Here is a 15,557-nt window from a genome sequence, read left to right as displayed (position 1 = left end):
TTTTTTGTTTTTCCAGAGAAGCTCCCATGATTGAAATCACGCTACCCGACGGCAGCAAGAAGCCGTTCGATCATCCCGTCACCGTGCAGGACGTGGCCGCCGCGATTGGCGCCGGCCTGGCCAAGGCGACGCTGGCCGGCAAGGTCGACGGCAAGCTGGTCGACGCCAGCTTCCCGATCGAGCACGACGCCAGCTTGCAGATCGTCACCGAGAAGAGCCCCGAGGCGCTGGAAATCCTGCGCCATTCCACCGCGCACCTGATGGGCCAGGCGGTGCAGCGGCTGTTCCCGGGCGCACAGGTCACGATCGGTCCGGTGATCGAGAACGGCTTCTACTACGACTTCGCCTACGAACGGCCGTTCACCCCGGACGACCTGCCGAAGATCGAGGCGGAGATGCACAAGATCGTCGACGAGCAACTGTCGGTGACGCGCAGCGTGAAGTCGCGCGATGAGGCGGTGGCGTTCTTCCGCGGCCTGGGCGAGAGCTACAAGGCCGAGATCATTGCGTCGATTCCGTCCGACGAGCCGCTGTCGCTGTATTCGCAGGGCGAGTTCACCGACCTGTGCCGCGGCCCGCACGTGCCGAACACCGGCAAGCTGCATTCCTTCAAGCTGATGAAGGTGGCCGGTGCGTATTGGCGCGGCGATTCCAACAACGCGATGCTCAGCCGCATCTACGGCACCGCCTGGCTCAACGACAAGGACCTGAAGGCCTACCTGTACCAGCTGGAGGAGGCCGAGAAGCGCGACCACCGCAAGATCGGCAAGCAGCTCGACCTGTTCCACCAGCAGGAGGAAAGCCCCGGCATGGTGTTCTGGCACCCGAACGGCTGGGCGATCTGGCAGCAGGTCGAGCAGTACATGCGCGGCGTGTACAAGAAGAGCGGCTACCAGGAAGTGCGCTGCCCGATGGTGCTGGACGTGTCGTTGTGGAAGAAGTCCGGGCACTGGGACAATTACAAGGAGAACATGTTCTTCACCGAGTCGGAGAAGCATACGTTCGCGCTGAAGCCGATGAACTGCCCGGGCCACGTGCAGGTGTTCAACACCGGCCTGCACAGCTACCGCGAGCTGCCGATCCGCTACGGCGAGTTCGGCGGCTGCCATCGCAACGAGCCGTCCGGCGCGCTGCACGGCATCATGCGCGTGCGCGCGTTCACCCAGGACGACGGCCACATCTTCTGCACGCCGGAGCAGGTCGAGGAGGAAGTCACCGCGTTCCACCTGCAGGCAATGAAGGTGTATGCCGACTTCGGTTTCACCGACCTGGCGATCAAGCTGGCGCTGCGGCCGGACAAGCGCATCGGTTCCGACGAGTTCTGGGACCGCACCGAGGAAATGCTGCGCCGTGCGCTGCGCGCCGCTGGCGTGGAATGGGAGGAATTGCCGGGCGAGGGCGCGTTCTACGCGCCCAAGATCGAGTACCACCTGAAGGACTCGATCGGCCGCGCCTGGCAGGTCGGCACCATGCAGGTCGACTTCATGATGCCCGAGCGCCTCGGCGCCGAATACGTGGACGAACACTCGCAGAAACGGCATCCGGTGATGCTGCACCGGGCCATCGTGGGTTCGATGGAGCGTTTCATCGGCATCCTGATCGAACACCACGCCGGCCTGCTGCCGGCCTGGCTGGCCCCAATGCAGGCGGTGGTGCTCAATATCACCGACGCGCAGGCCGATTACGTCCGTGAGGTGACGCAAGCCCTTGTCGACAAAGGTTTCCGGGTACAATCGGATTTGCGCAACGAGAAAGTCGGCTATAAAATCCGCGAACATACGATGCAGAAAGTGCCTTATCTTCTCGTGATCGGTGATCGCGAGAAGGAAACGGGTGCCGTTTCTGTACGTACCCGTTCCGGCGAGGACCTGGGCAGCATGCCGCTGGCTAGCTTCGCCGAACGACTGGAGACCGAAATCCGGCGCTGAGCGCCGGGCGGTCTGTTTCATTACTTCTTCTGGAGGATCGTGGTATCGCTACCACCGACAACAAGGGCAATCGTCGTAACCTGGAAATCCGCGTACCGCGCGTGCGCGTGATTGGCGCTGACTCGGAACAGCTGGGCATTCTCAGCCGTGACGAGGCGCTGAGCCTGGCGCAGGAAGCAGGCATGGATCTGGTCGAGATCCAGCCGAACGGCGACCCGCCGGTCTGCCGCATCATGGATTACGGCAAGTTCAAGTTCGAAGCCCAGAAGAAGGCGCAGGCCGCCAAGAAGAAGCAGAAGCAGGTCGAGATCAAGGAAGTGAAGTTCCGCCCGGTCACGGACGTGGGCGACTACCAGATCAAGCTGCGCAACATGCTTCGCTTCCTGGAAGAGGGCGACAAGGTCAAGGTCACCATCCGCTTCCGCGGCCGCGAGATGTCGCACCAGGACCTGGGCCAGAACCTGGCCAAGAAGATTCAGGAAGACGTCGGCGAGAACGGCCAGATCGAGTCGTTCCCGCGTCTGGAAGGGCGCCAGATGGTCATGATGATCGGACCCAAGAAGAAATAGGCGGCTGGCGACATTTGGGCTGTGCGGTAGGAGCCCGGCCTGCTCGCGGGCGATGATCTTTCGCGTCGCATCGTGTGAAAGCAGCTGTTTCATTGGGCTGCGCGACACGTCCCGCACCCTCACCTCAATCCTCTCCCGCAGGGAGAGGAGGCAATGGCCAGCACTTCGTGCTGGCGTTGAGCTTTATGAACCCGTATGATTACGGGTTCGACCCGCCTGGATGGGTCGTGCACCGATCGTGGCAGGACGGAAAGCGTGGCCCCAGGCCACCGCCAGATCAGTCAGAAACCGGGGCTGCCCGCGCAGGGCGAGCCCCCATACAAGGAGCATTACCATGCCCAAGATCAAGACCAACCGGGCGGCTGCGAAGCGTTTTCGCAAGACCGCGTCGGGCAAGATCAAGTGCGGCCACGCCTTCCGGTCACACATCCTGACCAAGAAATCGACCAAGCTGAAGCGCGGCTTGCGTTCCAAGAACCACCTCAAGGCGTGTGACGCCCCGGGTGTGGCCCGCATGCTGCCGTACTTGTAAGACGAGGAGATAAACCATGGCTCGTGTAAAGCGTGGCGTTACCGCCCGTCGTCGTCACAAGAAAATCATCGGCCGCGCCAAGGGTTACTACAACGCCCGCCGCAAGGTCTTCCGCGTTGCCAACCAGGCCGTCATCAAGGCCGGCCAGTACGCCTATATCGGCCGCAAGCAGCGCAAGCGCCAGTTCCGTGCGCTGTGGATCGTCCGCATCAACGCCGCCGCGCGCATGTTCGGGCTGTCCTACAGCCGCCTGATCAATGGCCTGAGCAAGGCCGGCATCACCGTCGACCGCAAGGTCCTCGCTGATATCGCCGTGCACGACATCAAGGCGTTTGAAGTGATCGCCGAGAAAGCGAAGGCCAGTCTGGCCGCTTGATCGTCGGACGCTCCTGCGTCAGCGCGATATGATGTAAAGCAAGCGGGGAGGAGGCCAACGCCTCCTCCCCGTTTTCGTTTCTGTGGGGTCCTCAAGTGGGAATCGTATCGATGGACGACCTGGACAGCCGCGCCGCGCAGGCGCTGGCCGATATCGACAAGGCCGACACGCTGGAGGCGCTCGATGCGCTGCGCGTTGGACTGCTGGGCAAGAATGGCATCGTCACCGCCGCGCTGAAGACGCTTGGCGCGCTGGCGCCGGATGAGCGCAAGGCGCGCGGCGCCGAAGTGAACCGCGTGAAGGATCGTCTCGTCGACGCGCTGGCCGCGCGCAAGCAGGTGCTGGAGCAGGCCGAGCTCGATCGCCGCCTCGCCTCCGAGAAGCTCGACATCAGCCTGCCAGGGCGCGATGGCGAGCGCGGCGGCATCCATCCGATCACCCGCGCGCTGGAGCGTATCGCGTCGATCTTCGCGCGGCTCGGCTACCAGCGTGCCGATGGCCCGGAGATCGAGGACGACTGGCACAACTTCGAGGCGCTGAACTTCCCGCCGCACCATCCGGCGCGCGCCATGCACGACACCTTCTACTTCGGCGATGGCCGCCTGCTGCGCACGCATACGTCGCCGGTGCAGATCCGCAGCATGGCCGGCCGCCAGCCGCCGATTCGCATCATCGCGCCGGGCAAGGTCTACCGCAGCGATTCGGACCAGACACATTCGCCGATGTTCCATCAGATCGAGGGCCTTCTGGTCGACGAGACCTCCAGTTTCGCCGACCTGAAGGGCACCCTGGCCGAGTTCATCCGCGCGTTCTTCGAGCGCGATTTCGAGATGCGCTTCCGCCCCAGCTACTTCCCGTTCACCGAACCTTCGGCCGAGGTGGACATCCGCTGGGACGCTGAAGACGGCTCCACCCGCTGGCTGGAAGTGCTCGGCTGCGGCATGGTCCATCCGAACGTGCTGAAGAACTGCGGCATCGACCCGGAGCGCTACACCGGCTTCGCCTTCGGCCTCGGCGTGGAACGCTTCGCGATGCTGCGCTACGGCGTTTCCGATTTGCGCGCGTTCTTCGAGAACGACCTGCGCTTCCTCAAGCAGTTCGCCTAACCGCGCCAGGGACACGACACATGAAATTTTCCGAGAACTGGCTGCGCGAGCTGGTCGAGATCAAGGCCGACCGCCCCGCACTGGCCCATGCGCTGACCATGGCCGGGCTGGAAGTGGAAGAACTCACGCCGCTGGGCGCCGACCTGGCCGGCGTGGTGGTGGCCGAGATCATCGCTGCCGAAAAGCACCCGGAAGCGGACCGGCTGCAGGTATGCAAGGTGAACGCGGGGCAGGGCGAGCCGCTGCAGATCGTCTGCGGCGCACCGAACGCGCGCGTCGGCATCAAGGTGCCGCTGGCGATGATCGGTGCCACGCTGCCCGGCGGTATCGCGATCAAGGCGGCAAAGCTGCGCGGGGTCGAGTCGTCCGGCATGTTGTGCTCGGCGAAGGAACTGGGTATCGACGCCGACGCCTCCGGTTTGCTGGAACTGCCGCTCGACGCACCAGTCGGTCAGTCGCTGGCCGATTATCTCGGCCTGCCCGACGCCAGCTTCGAGCTGAAGCTCACCCCGAACCGGCCCGACTGCCTCGGCCTGGTCGGCCTGGCGCACGACGTGGCCGCGTTGTTCGGCAGCACGGTGAAGGTGCCGGTACAGGCGACAGCGCCGGTCACCGGCGCCGCACGTCGCGGCATCCGGCTGGAAGCCGGCAAGGACGCACCGCGCTATCTCGGCCGTATCGTCGAGGGCATCGATCCGGCCGCGCGCACGCCGCTGTGGCTGGCCGAACGCCTGCGCCGTGCCGGCTTGCGCCCGATCAGCGCGGTCGTCGACGTCACCAACTACGTGATGCTCGAACTGGGCCAGCCGCTGCATGCGTTCGACAACGACACGCTCGAAGGCGACATCGTGGTGCGCCATGCGCGCGCCGGCGAGACGCTGAAGCTGCTCGACGGCAACGAGGCGAAACTGGATGCAGGCTTCGTGCTGATCGCCGATGAGAAGAAACCGCTCGCGGTTGCCGGCGTGATGGGCGGCTTCGACTCGCGCGTCACCGATGCCACGCACAACATCTTCCTGGAATCTGCGCACTTCGCGCCGGCCGCTATCATGGGCCGCGCGCGCAAGCTCGGCCTGCACACCGATGCCTCGCACCGCTTCGAACGAGGCGTCGATCCGGAACTGCCGCGGCGCGCGCTGGAGCGTGCCACCGAACTGCTGCTGGCGATCGCCGGCGGCACGGCCGGGCCGGTGCTGGTGGCGGAGAACCTGGCCGACCTGCCGGTGCCGGCGGCGGTGACCTTGCGCCGCGCGCGCCTGAAGCGCGTGCTCGGCGTGGACGTGGCGGATGCCGAAGTGGCGCGCATCTTCACCGCGCTGGGCATGCAGGTGGCAACGACCGCAGATGGCTGGCAGGTCACCGCACCGAGCAGCCGTTTCGACATCGAGCGCGAGGAGGATCTGATCGAGGAAGTCGCGCGTATCTTCGGCTACGACAACATCCCCACCGCGACGCCGGCCGGCGCGCTGACCCTGGCGATCGAGCCGGAGGCACGCATCGGCGAGCTGGCGCTGCGCGAGCAGCTGGCCGCGCGCGGCTACTACGAGGCGGTGAATCTGTCCTTCGTCGCGGCCGACCTGCTGGCGGACTGGGGTTTCACCGAGCGCCTGGTACCGCTGGCCAATCCGCTGTCGGCCGATCTGGCGGTGATGCGGCCATCGCTGCTGCCGGGGCTGGTCGAGGCGCTGCGCCACAACCGCGCGCGCCAGCAGGAGCGGGTGCGCCTGTTCGAGCTCGCGCGGGTATTTGGTGAAGGCGATCCCCCGGTGGAAACGCCGAGCCTGGCCATCGTCGCCTGCGGCCATGCCCGTGCCGAGCAGTGGGGCGAGCCGGCGCGGACGCTGGATTTCCATGACCTCAAGGGTGACCTGGATGCCTTGATCGCCTGGGGTGGCGAGCCGCAGCGCTGGTCGGTGCATGCCGATGGCCTGCCGGGCTGGCTGCACCCGGGGCGCGGCGCGCGGGTGGTGCGCGATGGCGCGACCGTGGGCTATCTCGGTGCGCTGCATCCGCAGCTGGCCAAGGCGCTGGACCTGGGCGCCGACGTGCACGTGCTGGAGCTGGCCCTGGAACCGCTGCTGGCGCGCCGCCTGCCGCAGGCACGGGCGGTGCCAAGGTTCCCCGCGGTACGCCGCGACATCGCGGTGGACCTGCCGGAAACGGTCAGCTGGTCACAGATCGAGCAAACGGTTCGCCACACGCTGGGCGAACGGCTGAAGGAATTGCGCCTGTTCGACCGTTACAGCGGCAAAGGAGTCGAAGCGGGCCGAAAAAGTCTCGCTATGGGCTTGATTTTACAGGACGCTTCACGCACGCTTACCGACGATGACGCGGACCGTTGCGTACGTGAAGCGATAGCTGCGTTGGAGCAATCATGCAAGGCAAAGCTGCGAGGGTGAAATGGCGCTGACCAAGGCAGAAATGGCCGAGCGGCTTTTCCTCGACGTGGGCCTCAACAAGCGTGAGGCGAAGGAGTTCGTGGACGCCTATTTCGAGGTGGTCCGCGGGGCGCTGGAAAGCGGCGAACAGGTGAAGTTGTCCGGTTTCGGGAATTTCGATTTGCGGTTGAAGAACCAGCGGCCAGGACGCAACCCGAAAACCGGCGAGGAGATTCCGATCTCCGCCCGGCGCGTGGTGACGTTCCGACCGGGACAAAAACTCAAGGTAAGAGTCGAGGGCTATGCTGGATCAAGGGAATAACACCGAGCTGCCTGCCATCCCGGCCAAGCGCTACTTCACCATCGGTGAGGTCGGCGAGTTGTGCGGTGTGAAGCCCCACGTGCTGCGCTACTGGGAGCAGGAGTTTCCTGCGCTCAATCCGGTCAAGCGCCGCGGCAACCGCCGTTACTACCAGCGCCACGACGTGCTGATGATCCGCCAGATCCGTTCGCTGCTGTACGACGAAGGCTTCACCATCACCGGCGCGCGCGCGCGGCTGGAAGGCCCGCAGGCGCGGATGGAGGCGAGCATCTCGCACCAGATCGTGCGCCAGGTGCGGATGGAGCTGGAAGAAGTGCTGACCCTGCTGCGCCGCTGAAGTCTTCCGGACGCGCCGTACAAGCTGCTAGACTTGCCAGCTTGCCGTATGTCGGGGCGTAGCGCAGCCTGGTAGCGCATCTGCCTGGGGGGCAGAGGGTCGTCGGTTCGAATCCGGCCGCCCCGACCAATTCGGTGAAGCATCGTGACGGCGCCCTTGGGCGCCGTTGTCGTTTCCGCGTCGGGTGCGCGCCCTCAGTACAGCACGCGGCTGCGCAGCGTCCCGGGAATCGCCGCCAGTTTCGTCTTCAGTTCGCTGGCCTGGGCCTCGTCGGCGCTGACGTCGATCACCACGTAGCCCACTTCGCCGTCGGTCTGCAGGAACTGCGCGTCGATGTTGATGTTGCCGGCCGAGAACAGTTCGTTGATGCGCGAGAGCGTACCCGGCACGTTGCGGTGGATGTGCAGCAGGCGGCGGCTGTGCGGGTGTTCGGGCAGGGCGACTTCGGGGAAATTCACCGCCGACAGGGTAGAGCCGTTGTCGCTGTAGCGGACCAGCTTGCTGGCGACCTCGATGCCGATGTTGTCCTGCGCCTCCAGCGTGCTGCCGCCGATGTGCGGGGTCAGGATCACGTTGTCCAGGCCGATCAGCGGCGAGACGAAGGGATCGTCGTTGCCTTTCGGTTCGAGCGGGAACACGTCGACCGCGGCGCCGGCCAGGTGGCCAGCGCGCAGCACCGCGGCCAGCGCGTCGATATCCACCACGCTGCCGCGCGAGGCGTTGATCAGCATCGCGCCGGCGCGCATCTTCGCCAGTTGCTCGCGGCGGATCATCAGCTGCGTGGCGGGAGTTTCCGGCACGTGCAGGGTAACCACGTCGGCGCGTTCCAGCAGTTCGTCCAGGCTGGACACGGCGCGTGCATTGCCCAGCGCCAGCTTGGTCTCGATGTCGTGGAAGATCACCCGCATGCCCAGGCTCTCGGCCAGCACGCCGACCTGGGTGCCGATATGGCCATAGCCGACGATGCCGAGCACCTTGTCGCGCGTCTCGTAGCTGCCGCTGGCCGACTTGGCCCAGCCGCCGCGGTGGCACTGCGCGTTCTTCTGCGGGATGCCGCGCAGCAGCATGATCGCCTCGGCGATCACCAGCTCGGCCACGCTGCGGGTGTTGGAATAAGGCGCGTTGAACACCGGCACGCCGAGCTTGCGCGCGGCGCCCAGGTCCACCTGGTTGGTGCCGATGCAGAAGCAGCCCACCGCGATCAGCCGCTTGGCCTGTGCCAGCACCTCGGCGGTGAGCTGGGTGCGCGAGCGGATGCCGACGATGTGCGCGTCGCCGATGCGCCGCTTGAGCTCATCTTCCGGCAACGATTTCGCGTGCAGCTCGACCTGGCTGTAGCCGGCGCGGCGGAAGTTCTCGACCGCACTCGCACTGACGCCCTCCAGCAGCAATACCTTGATGTCCTGGCGGGGGTAGGAGGTCTGCATGCGTCGGTCCTGGCTAAGGAATGGAGCGCTTACTATGCCAGAGCCGGCGACAAATTGCGGCACTGCAACACTGGACGCGGCACGATGCGGCTGGCAGGCTGTGGGGATGATCCCGGAGCCCAGCATGTCCGACCCCCGTCTTGCCGATTTGTCCCGCCGGTTGCCCGAGCTGCGCCTGCTCACCGCACCTGCCGACCTGGAACATTACGGCCGCGACTGGACCCGCCGCTGGGACCCGGCGCCGCTGGCGATCGCGCTGCCGGCCAGCACGGAAGAGGTGCAGGCCATCGTGCGCTGGGCGAACGAACAGCGCGTGGCAATCGTGCCCTCCGGCGGCCGCACCGGCCTGTCCGGTGGTGCCGTGGCGGCCAACGGCGAGCTGGTGCTGAGCCTGGAGCGGATGAACCGGGTGCTGGATTTCAACGCGGTCGACCGCACGCTCACCGTGCAACCCGGGATGATCCTGCAGCACGTGCAGGAAGCTGCCCGCCAGCATGGCCTGGTCTATCCGGTCGATTTCGCCGCGCGCGGCTCCTGCTCGATCAGCGGCAACATCGCCACCAATGCCGGCGGCATCCGGGTGATCCGCTACGGCAACACGCGCGAGTGGATCGCCGGGCTGAAGGTGGTCACCGGCAACGGTGAGTTGCTCGAACTCAACCGTGGCCTGATCAAGAACTCCAGCGGCTATGACTTCCGCCAGTTGCTGATCGGTTCGGAGGGAACCCTGGGCATCGTGGTCGAAGCCACGCTCAAGCTGACCGATCCGCCACCGCCGTCGCAGGTGATGCTGCTGGCGCTGCCGGACATGGATGCGCTGATGCAGGTGTTCGCGCTGTTCCGTGCGCGGCTGGCCTTGCAGGCGTTCGAGTTCTTCACCGACCACGCGTTGCGGCACGTGCTGGCGCACGGCGCGCAGCGCGCCATCGACGGCGACTACCCGTACTACGTGGTGACCGAGTTCGATGCGGCCGACGAGCGGCAGCAGGAGGCTGCGCTGGCCGCGTTCGAGCAGGGCATGACGGAAGGCTGGATCGGCGACGGCGTGATCGCGCAGAGCGAGGCCCAGGCCGCCGCCTTGTGGCGGCTGCGCGAAGGCATCACCGAGAGCCTGGCGCCGCGGCGGCCGTACAAGAACGACGTGTCGGTGCGGGTCAGTGCGGTGCCGGCGTTCCTGCACGAGATGCAGGCGTTGCTGGCGCACGAGTATCCGCAGGCCGACGTGGTCTGGTTCGGGCATATCGGTGACGGCAACCTGCACATCAACGTGCTGCGCCCGGATGGTCTGGCCGAGGACGCGTTCATCGCCCAGTGCGAACACGTCACCAAGCTGTTGGCCGCGACGCTGCAGCGCCATGGCGGCAGCATTTCGGCCGAGCACGGCATCGGCCTGGTCAAGCGGGCATACCTGGAAAGCACCCGCAGCGCGGCGGAAATCGCCCTGATGCGCGGAGTGCGCAAGGTGTTCGACCCCAACGGCGTCCTCAATCCCGGCAAGCTGTTCGTGACGGATTGAGAGCCCGGAAGCCGCGCCCGTGCTAGGCTTGGCGGCTTGTCTGTTGGTTCGAAGGAGCCGTCATGCCGTCGTCGCCGCTGCGTTCGTTGTACCCCGAAATCGAACCGTTCGACAGCGGGTTCCTGTCGGTGTCTCCGCTGCATACGCTGTACTACGAGCAGTGCGGCAACCCGAACGGCAAGCCGGTGGTGTTCCTGCATGGCGGTCCGGGCGGCGGCACCAATGCGAAGTGCCGGCGCTTCTTCGATCCGGCGGTCTACCGCATCGTGCTGTTCGACCAGCGCGGCTGCGGCAAGTCCAAGCCGCATGCGGAATTGACCGACAACACCACCTGGGATCTGGTCGCCGACATCGAGCGCGTGCGCGAGCGTCTGGGCGTCGAGCGCTGGCAGGTGTTCGGCGGTTCGTGGGGTTCCACGCTGGCGCTGGCGTATGCGCAGACGCACCCTGACAAGGTCAGCGAACTGGTGTTGCGCGGCATCTTCATGCTGCGCCGCTGGGAACTGGAATGGTTCTACCAGAAGGGCTGCGACGCGCTGTATCCGGATGCCTGGGAGACCTATCTCAACGCGATCCCCGAGGTCGAACGCGGCGACCTGATGAGTGCCTATCACCGCCGCCTGACCAGCCCCGATGCGAAGACGCGTACCGACGCGGCGCGTGCCTGGTCGGTGTGGGAGGGCGCCACCAGCTTCCTGTGGCAGGACAAGTCGCACATCGAATCCAGCGCCGAGGACGAGTTCGCGCTGGCGTTCGCGCGCATCGAGTGCCACTACTTCGTCAACGGCGGCTTCTTCGAACACGACGACCAGCTGCTGCGCAACATCGAGCGCATCCGCAACATCCCGGCAGTGATCGTGCAGGGCCGCTACGACGTGGTTTGTCCGCTGCGCAGCGCGTGGGACCTGCATCGCGCCTGGCCCGAGGCCGACCTGCACATCGTGCAGGACGCCGGCCATTCCGCGTTCGAACCGGGCATCGTGCACGAACTGGTGGAGGCGACCGACCGCTTCGGCCGCTGAACCTCCGGCCGCCGCCGGAGCCGCTTCAGTCGTTCGCCGGCAGCTGTTTGGTGCCGAAGATCTTGTCCCCGGCGTCGCCGAGGCCGGGCAGGATGTAGCCGCGTTCGTTCAGGCGTTCATCGATCGCGGCGGTATAGATCTCGATGTCCGGGTGCGCTGCCTCGACGCGCTCGAGGCCTTCCGGTGCGGCAACCAGAAACAGTCCCTTGATGCGCTTGCAGCCGGCCGCCTTGAGCATGTCGACGGTGGCGATCAGGGTGCCGGCAGTGGCCAGCATCGGGTCGACGATCAGCGCGGTGCGTTCATCCATGCGGCCGCTGAGCTTCTCGTAGTAGGTCGTCGGCTTCAGCGTCTGCTCGTCGCGCTGCAGGCCGACCACGCTGACCTTGGCGGCGGGAATCAGGTCGAGCACGCCGGGCAGCATGCCCAGGCCGGCGCGCAGGATCGGCACGATGGTGATCTTCTTGCCCTTGATCCGGTGCACCTGCAGCGGCCCGGCCCAGCCTTCGATCTGCTCCTCGATGGTTTCCAGGTCCTTGGTGGCCTCGTAGGTGAGCAGGGCGGCGACCTCGGAGGCCAGCTCGCGGAACTCCTTGGTGCTGATGCCGGCGCGGCGCATCAGGCCGAGCTTGTGCTGGATCAGCGGGTGGCGCACTTCGACGATCTTCATGGTGACTGTCTTCAGGGGCGGCGCAAGGTGCGCGACAGTCGGGGAGCTTAGCGAAGCGGCTTCACCCGCGCACGCACAGGCGTGCGCGGGCTGGCTGGTGGATTACGCTGCGGCGTGGCCCTTCAGGCATTCGCTCATGAAGGCCTTGCGCTCGGCCCCCTTGAGCGCCTTGGTCTTGGCGTCGGCATTGCAGGTCGCCATCTTCCCCTGCTGGGTCTGCTTGGCCGCTGGCGCGGCCGCGGTGCTTTCACCCTTCAGGCAGGAGCTCATGAAGGTCTTGCGTTCGGCGCCTTTCTTGCCGGTCGCCTGCTTGTTGCAGTCGATCATGCGCTGCTGCTGGGCAGTATGCGGCTTGGCAGCCGGTGCGGTGGCGGGGGTGGCGGCCGGGCTGGCCGCGAAGGCGGCGCCGGCAAAGGCGAAGGCAGCGCTGACGGCGAGCAGACGTAGTGACAGTGACATGGTGAGTCCTCCCTGGGTGACCGGCAGCTGCCGGCCGGGTCAGTCTATGCAGGGGGCCACTCTCACGGGAGTCGGCAAGATCTTACGTGCATGAAGTATTCAGCTGCGGCGACGTGTCGTGCGTCGCCGCCACTGGTGTGGGCCAGGAGCGCGAGCGGTAGGGGCCCGAACGGCTTCCGCCGCCCACGCTCCTGCCGGTCAGGCCGCTTCGGCCTTGGCCTTGCGCGGGCCTTCGAGCAGCGCCTTGCGCACGTGGGCGATGATCAGGTCGACCTCGGCGCTGGTGACCTTGAAGTGCGGGGTGAAGCGCAGCGAATTGGTGCCGCCATGGATCACGCCGACGCCGTGCTCGCGCATGTATTCCTCGGTGGAGTCGGCGCCGTAGCACTTGTACTCGGGTGCCAGCTCACAGGAGAACAGCAGGCCGGTGCCCTGCACCTTGGTGATCAGGCCGCCCAGCTCGTTCTTCAGCGCGTTGAGCTTGTCGACGAATTCCTTGCCGCGCTCGCGGATGTTGCTGCGCACCTCGTCGCTGAGCTCGCCCAGCGTGGCCAGGGCCACGTCCAGCGCGCGCGGATTGGCGGTCATGGTGTTGCCGTAGATGCCCTTGCGGTACAGCCCGGCGGCGCGTTCGCTGACGGCCAGCACCGACAGCGGATACTGGCCGGCGTTGAGCGCCTTGGAGAAGGTTTCCATGTCCGGCGGCGGCAAGCCTTCGAAACCGGGGTAGTCGACAAACGACAGCACGCCGTGCGCGCGCAGGCCGGCCTGGATCGAGTCGACCAGCAGCAGAGTGCCGTGCGATTCGGTCAGTGCGCGTGCGGCCTTGTAGAACTCCGGCGTCACCGCGCGACCCGGGTCGCCTTCGCCCATCACCGGCTCCAGGAACATCGCCTCGATGAACCAGCCGTGCTTGTCGGCGTCGGCGAACGCCGCTTCCAGCTGCGTCACGTCGTAAGGCGCCACGGTGATCAGGGTGTTCTCGTGGCGGTAGCTGGCAAGGTTCTGCTGATAGGTCTTGCGGCTGGAATCGGAGTACAGCGCCGGCGCCTCGGTGCGACCGTGGAACGCGCCCTTCACCGCCAGGCGCTTGATCGTGCGGCCGGCGTAGCGGGCGCCGGCGTCGGTCATCGCCTTGGCGTTGACGTCGGCGATGCGGCAGGCCAGCGAGACCGATTCGGAACCGGAGTTGAGGCACAGATAGCGTGCATACGGGCTGCCGCCGCGGTTGCGGCCGAGTTCCTTGTCCAGCGCCGCGGTGAAACGCAGCTGCGACACGCTGGGTGACATCACGTTCGCCATCACCTGCGGGCGGGCCAGCGCGGCCAGGATCGCCGGGTCGTTGTGGCCGAAGCCGAGCATGCCGTAGCCGCCGTTGTCGTGCACCACGGCACCCTTCAGGGTGACGATCCACGGGCCGCGTGCGGTGGCGGGCAGGTACGGGTTGATCGCGTCGTCGGGATAGAAGTTGACGAAGCCGGCCTGCACCCGGGCGAGCTGTTCGGCTTCGTCCAGTTTCAGGAAGTCACCCAATTCGGCGCGCAATTCATGGTGACGTGCCACCGCCTCGGCAATGGCCTGAACCAGCAATGGGTCGTTCGCCGCCATGCGCTCGATGCTGGCGTCGTCCAGGCCGGTGGTCCGCGGCTTGCCGCCGAATTCGCGCAGTTCGCGCAGCTGGTTGATCACACCCATGATGAATCCTCCGTAGCTCCGCCGCGGCGGCATGCCGTGCCGGGTGGCGGGATTGGTGAATGCGTGGCGGGAAGCGCGAAAGCAGGCGCTTCCTCAATGTTTTCAGGCGTTTCACGCCGCTGGACGGGCGCTTCCGGTGCGCCTTTATCCCTCACAGGATACCTTGCGGCGGCGATGGCCGTAACCCCGTGCCAGGGCCGTGGGTGACGGCTGTCATTCCGGATGGCTGACGCCGGCGACTGCCGGCCGTGGCTGCCCGCGCGCAGGATGCACGGCACCGGAGGATTTCCATGCCACAGTCCCACGACCCCATTGCCCGTCTCGATGGCGCCATCAAGCGCTGCGGTCGGCTCACCGCGTTGGATGGCGCCGACCTGCAACTGCACCGCGGCGAACTGCTGGCGTTGCTCGGCCCGAATGGCGCCGGCAAGACCACCGCGATCGGCCTGCTGCTGGGGCTGATCCGGGCCGACGCCGGCACCGTCGAGCTGTTCGGCCGGGATCCGCAGCGGATCGAGGCGCGCCGCCGCATCGGCGTGATGCTGCAGAACGCCGAGCTGCCGCCCACGCTGCGCGTGGGCGAGTTGCTGCGGCTGACCGCCAGTTATTACCCGGCACCGCGAGCCATGGCCGAAAGCGCGGAGCTGGCTGGCGTTACCGACCTGCTCGGCCGGCCCTACGCGAAACTCTCCGGCGGCCAGCAGCGGCGCGTGCAGTTCGCGCTGGCGCTGTGCGGCCGGCCCGAACTGCTGTTCCTGGACGAACCCACCGTGGGCATGGACATCGAGGCGCGGCAGAAGCTGTGGGCGGCGATCCGCCAGCTGGTTGCCGAGGGCTGCTCGGTGCTGCTGACCACGCATTACCTGGAAGAGGCCGAGGCGCTGGCCGATCGCGTCTGCGTGATGTCGCGCGGGCGGATGATCCACGAAGGCACCGTCGAGGCATTGCGGGCACGGGTGGCGCTGAAGCGCGTCCGCTGCCTCAGCACGCTGCCGGCCGATACGGTGCGCGGCTGGCCCGAGGTCAGCGAAGTACGTCGGGAAAACGAGCGTCTGCACATCGGCACCGCCGAGGCCGAAGCCGTGGTGCGCCGCCTGCTCGATGCCGACCCGCAACTGGGCGAACTGGAAGTGCAGCGCGCCGGCTTGGCCGAGGCCTTCACCGAACTCACCCGCGATGCCGACGAGCCCGCGGACACCGACCAGCGCGAGGCCGCCTGA

15 protein-coding genes and 1 tRNA gene are annotated in these 15,557 nt (G+C 66.5%); 12 read left to right on the top strand and 4 right to left on the bottom strand.

Annotated features, from left to right (window positions below; all coding sequences use genetic code 11):
* The first annotated feature begins 26 nt into the window (after positions 1-26).
* The 9 genes from thrS to ABIE04_RS03570 all read left to right on the top strand — a co-directional run bounded on the left by thrS (position 27) and on the right by ABIE04_RS03570 (position 7,677).
* On the top strand, positions 27-1,928 hold the full coding sequence (gene thrS / locus ABIE04_RS03610) for a threonine--tRNA ligase (RefSeq protein ID WP_354547211.1): 1,902 nt from the start codon (positions 27-29) through the stop codon (positions 1,926-1,928).
* A 44-nt stretch (positions 1,929-1,972) separates the two neighbouring features.
* Entirely contained in the window at positions 1,973-2,497 is a 525-nt protein-coding gene (gene infC, locus ABIE04_RS03605) for a translation initiation factor IF-3 (protein WP_327213305.1), read from the top strand.
* A 334-nt stretch (positions 2,498-2,831) separates the two neighbouring features.
* Complete coding sequence (rpmI, locus tag ABIE04_RS03600; RefSeq protein WP_056386713.1) at positions 2,832-3,029, top strand: 50S ribosomal protein L35; 198 nt, start codon at positions 2,832-2,834, stop codon at positions 3,027-3,029.
* Between the two features lie 16 nt (positions 3,030-3,045).
* Positions 3,046-3,405, top strand: a complete 360-nt coding sequence (rplT, locus tag ABIE04_RS03595) for a 50S ribosomal protein L20 (RefSeq protein ID WP_056386711.1) — start codon at positions 3,046-3,048, stop codon at positions 3,403-3,405.
* Positions 3,406-3,515: 110 nt separating this feature from the next.
* On the top strand, positions 3,516-4,511 hold the full coding sequence (gene pheS, locus ABIE04_RS03590) for a phenylalanine--tRNA ligase subunit alpha (protein ID WP_354547210.1): 996 nt from the start codon (positions 3,516-3,518) through the stop codon (positions 4,509-4,511).
* Between the two features lie 20 nt (positions 4,512-4,531).
* Positions 4,532-6,910, top strand: a complete 2,379-nt coding sequence (gene pheT, locus ABIE04_RS03585) for a phenylalanine--tRNA ligase subunit beta (RefSeq protein WP_354547209.1) — start codon at positions 4,532-4,534, stop codon at positions 6,908-6,910.
* 1 nt (position 6,911) lies between these two features.
* Positions 6,912-7,211, top strand: a complete 300-nt coding sequence (gene ihfA, locus ABIE04_RS03580) for an integration host factor subunit alpha (protein ID WP_149364272.1) — start codon at positions 6,912-6,914, stop codon at positions 7,209-7,211.
* Entirely contained in the window at positions 7,192-7,548 is a 357-nt protein-coding gene (locus ABIE04_RS03575; protein WP_056386704.1) for a MerR family transcriptional regulator, read from the top strand. Before ihfA ends, ABIE04_RS03575 begins: the two co-directional genes overlap by 20 nt.
* A 52-nt stretch (positions 7,549-7,600) precedes the next feature.
* Positions 7,601-7,677 (top strand) — tRNA-Pro (locus ABIE04_RS03570).
* Positions 7,678-7,742: 65 nt separating this feature from the next.
* Here ABIE04_RS03570 and serA read toward each other — a convergent pair.
* Positions 7,743-8,975, bottom strand: coding sequence for a phosphoglycerate dehydrogenase (gene serA, locus ABIE04_RS03565; protein WP_354547208.1), 1,233 nt, complete (start codon positions 8,973-8,975; stop codon positions 7,743-7,745).
* Between the two features lie 124 nt (positions 8,976-9,099).
* On the opposite strand from serA, the gene ABIE04_RS03560 reads away from it, so the two are divergent.
* Both ABIE04_RS03560 and pip read left to right on the top strand, forming a co-directional pair.
* Complete coding sequence (locus tag ABIE04_RS03560) at positions 9,100-10,491, top strand: FAD-binding oxidoreductase (protein WP_354547206.1); 1,392 nt, start codon at positions 9,100-9,102, stop codon at positions 10,489-10,491.
* A 62-nt stretch (positions 10,492-10,553) separates the two neighbouring features.
* Entirely contained in the window at positions 10,554-11,513 is a 960-nt protein-coding gene (gene pip / locus ABIE04_RS03555) for a prolyl aminopeptidase (protein WP_354547205.1), read from the top strand.
* A gap of 25 nt (positions 11,514-11,538) precedes the next feature.
* On the opposite strand, the gene upp is transcribed toward pip, so the two are convergent.
* From upp to ABIE04_RS03540, 3 genes are all read right to left on the bottom strand, one after another.
* Positions 11,539-12,183: a uracil phosphoribosyltransferase gene (upp, locus tag ABIE04_RS03550; RefSeq protein ID WP_354547204.1), complete on the bottom strand. Its 645-nt coding sequence runs from the start codon at positions 12,181-12,183 to the stop codon at positions 11,539-11,541.
* A gap of 102 nt (positions 12,184-12,285) precedes the next feature.
* Positions 12,286-12,642, bottom strand: coding sequence for a PsiF family protein (locus ABIE04_RS03545; RefSeq protein WP_354547203.1), 357 nt, complete (start codon positions 12,640-12,642; stop codon positions 12,286-12,288).
* Between the two features lie 198 nt (positions 12,643-12,840).
* Positions 12,841-14,337, bottom strand: coding sequence for an aminotransferase class III-fold pyridoxal phosphate-dependent enzyme (locus ABIE04_RS03540; RefSeq protein ID WP_354547202.1), 1,497 nt, complete (start codon positions 14,335-14,337; stop codon positions 12,841-12,843).
* Between the two features lie 290 nt (positions 14,338-14,627).
* On the opposite strand from ABIE04_RS03540, the gene ABIE04_RS03535 reads away from it, so the two are divergent.
* Positions 14,628-15,557 (top strand): ABC transporter ATP-binding protein, encoded by a 930-nt coding sequence (locus ABIE04_RS03535; RefSeq protein ID WP_354547200.1) that lies wholly within the window; start codon positions 14,628-14,630, stop codon positions 15,555-15,557.

Source organism: Rhodanobacter soli, assembly GCF_040548735.1.
Classification (GTDB): Bacteria; Pseudomonadota; Gammaproteobacteria; order Xanthomonadales; family Rhodanobacteraceae; genus Rhodanobacter; species Rhodanobacter soli_A.
This window is presented reverse-complemented; position numbering and strand designations above follow the sequence as displayed.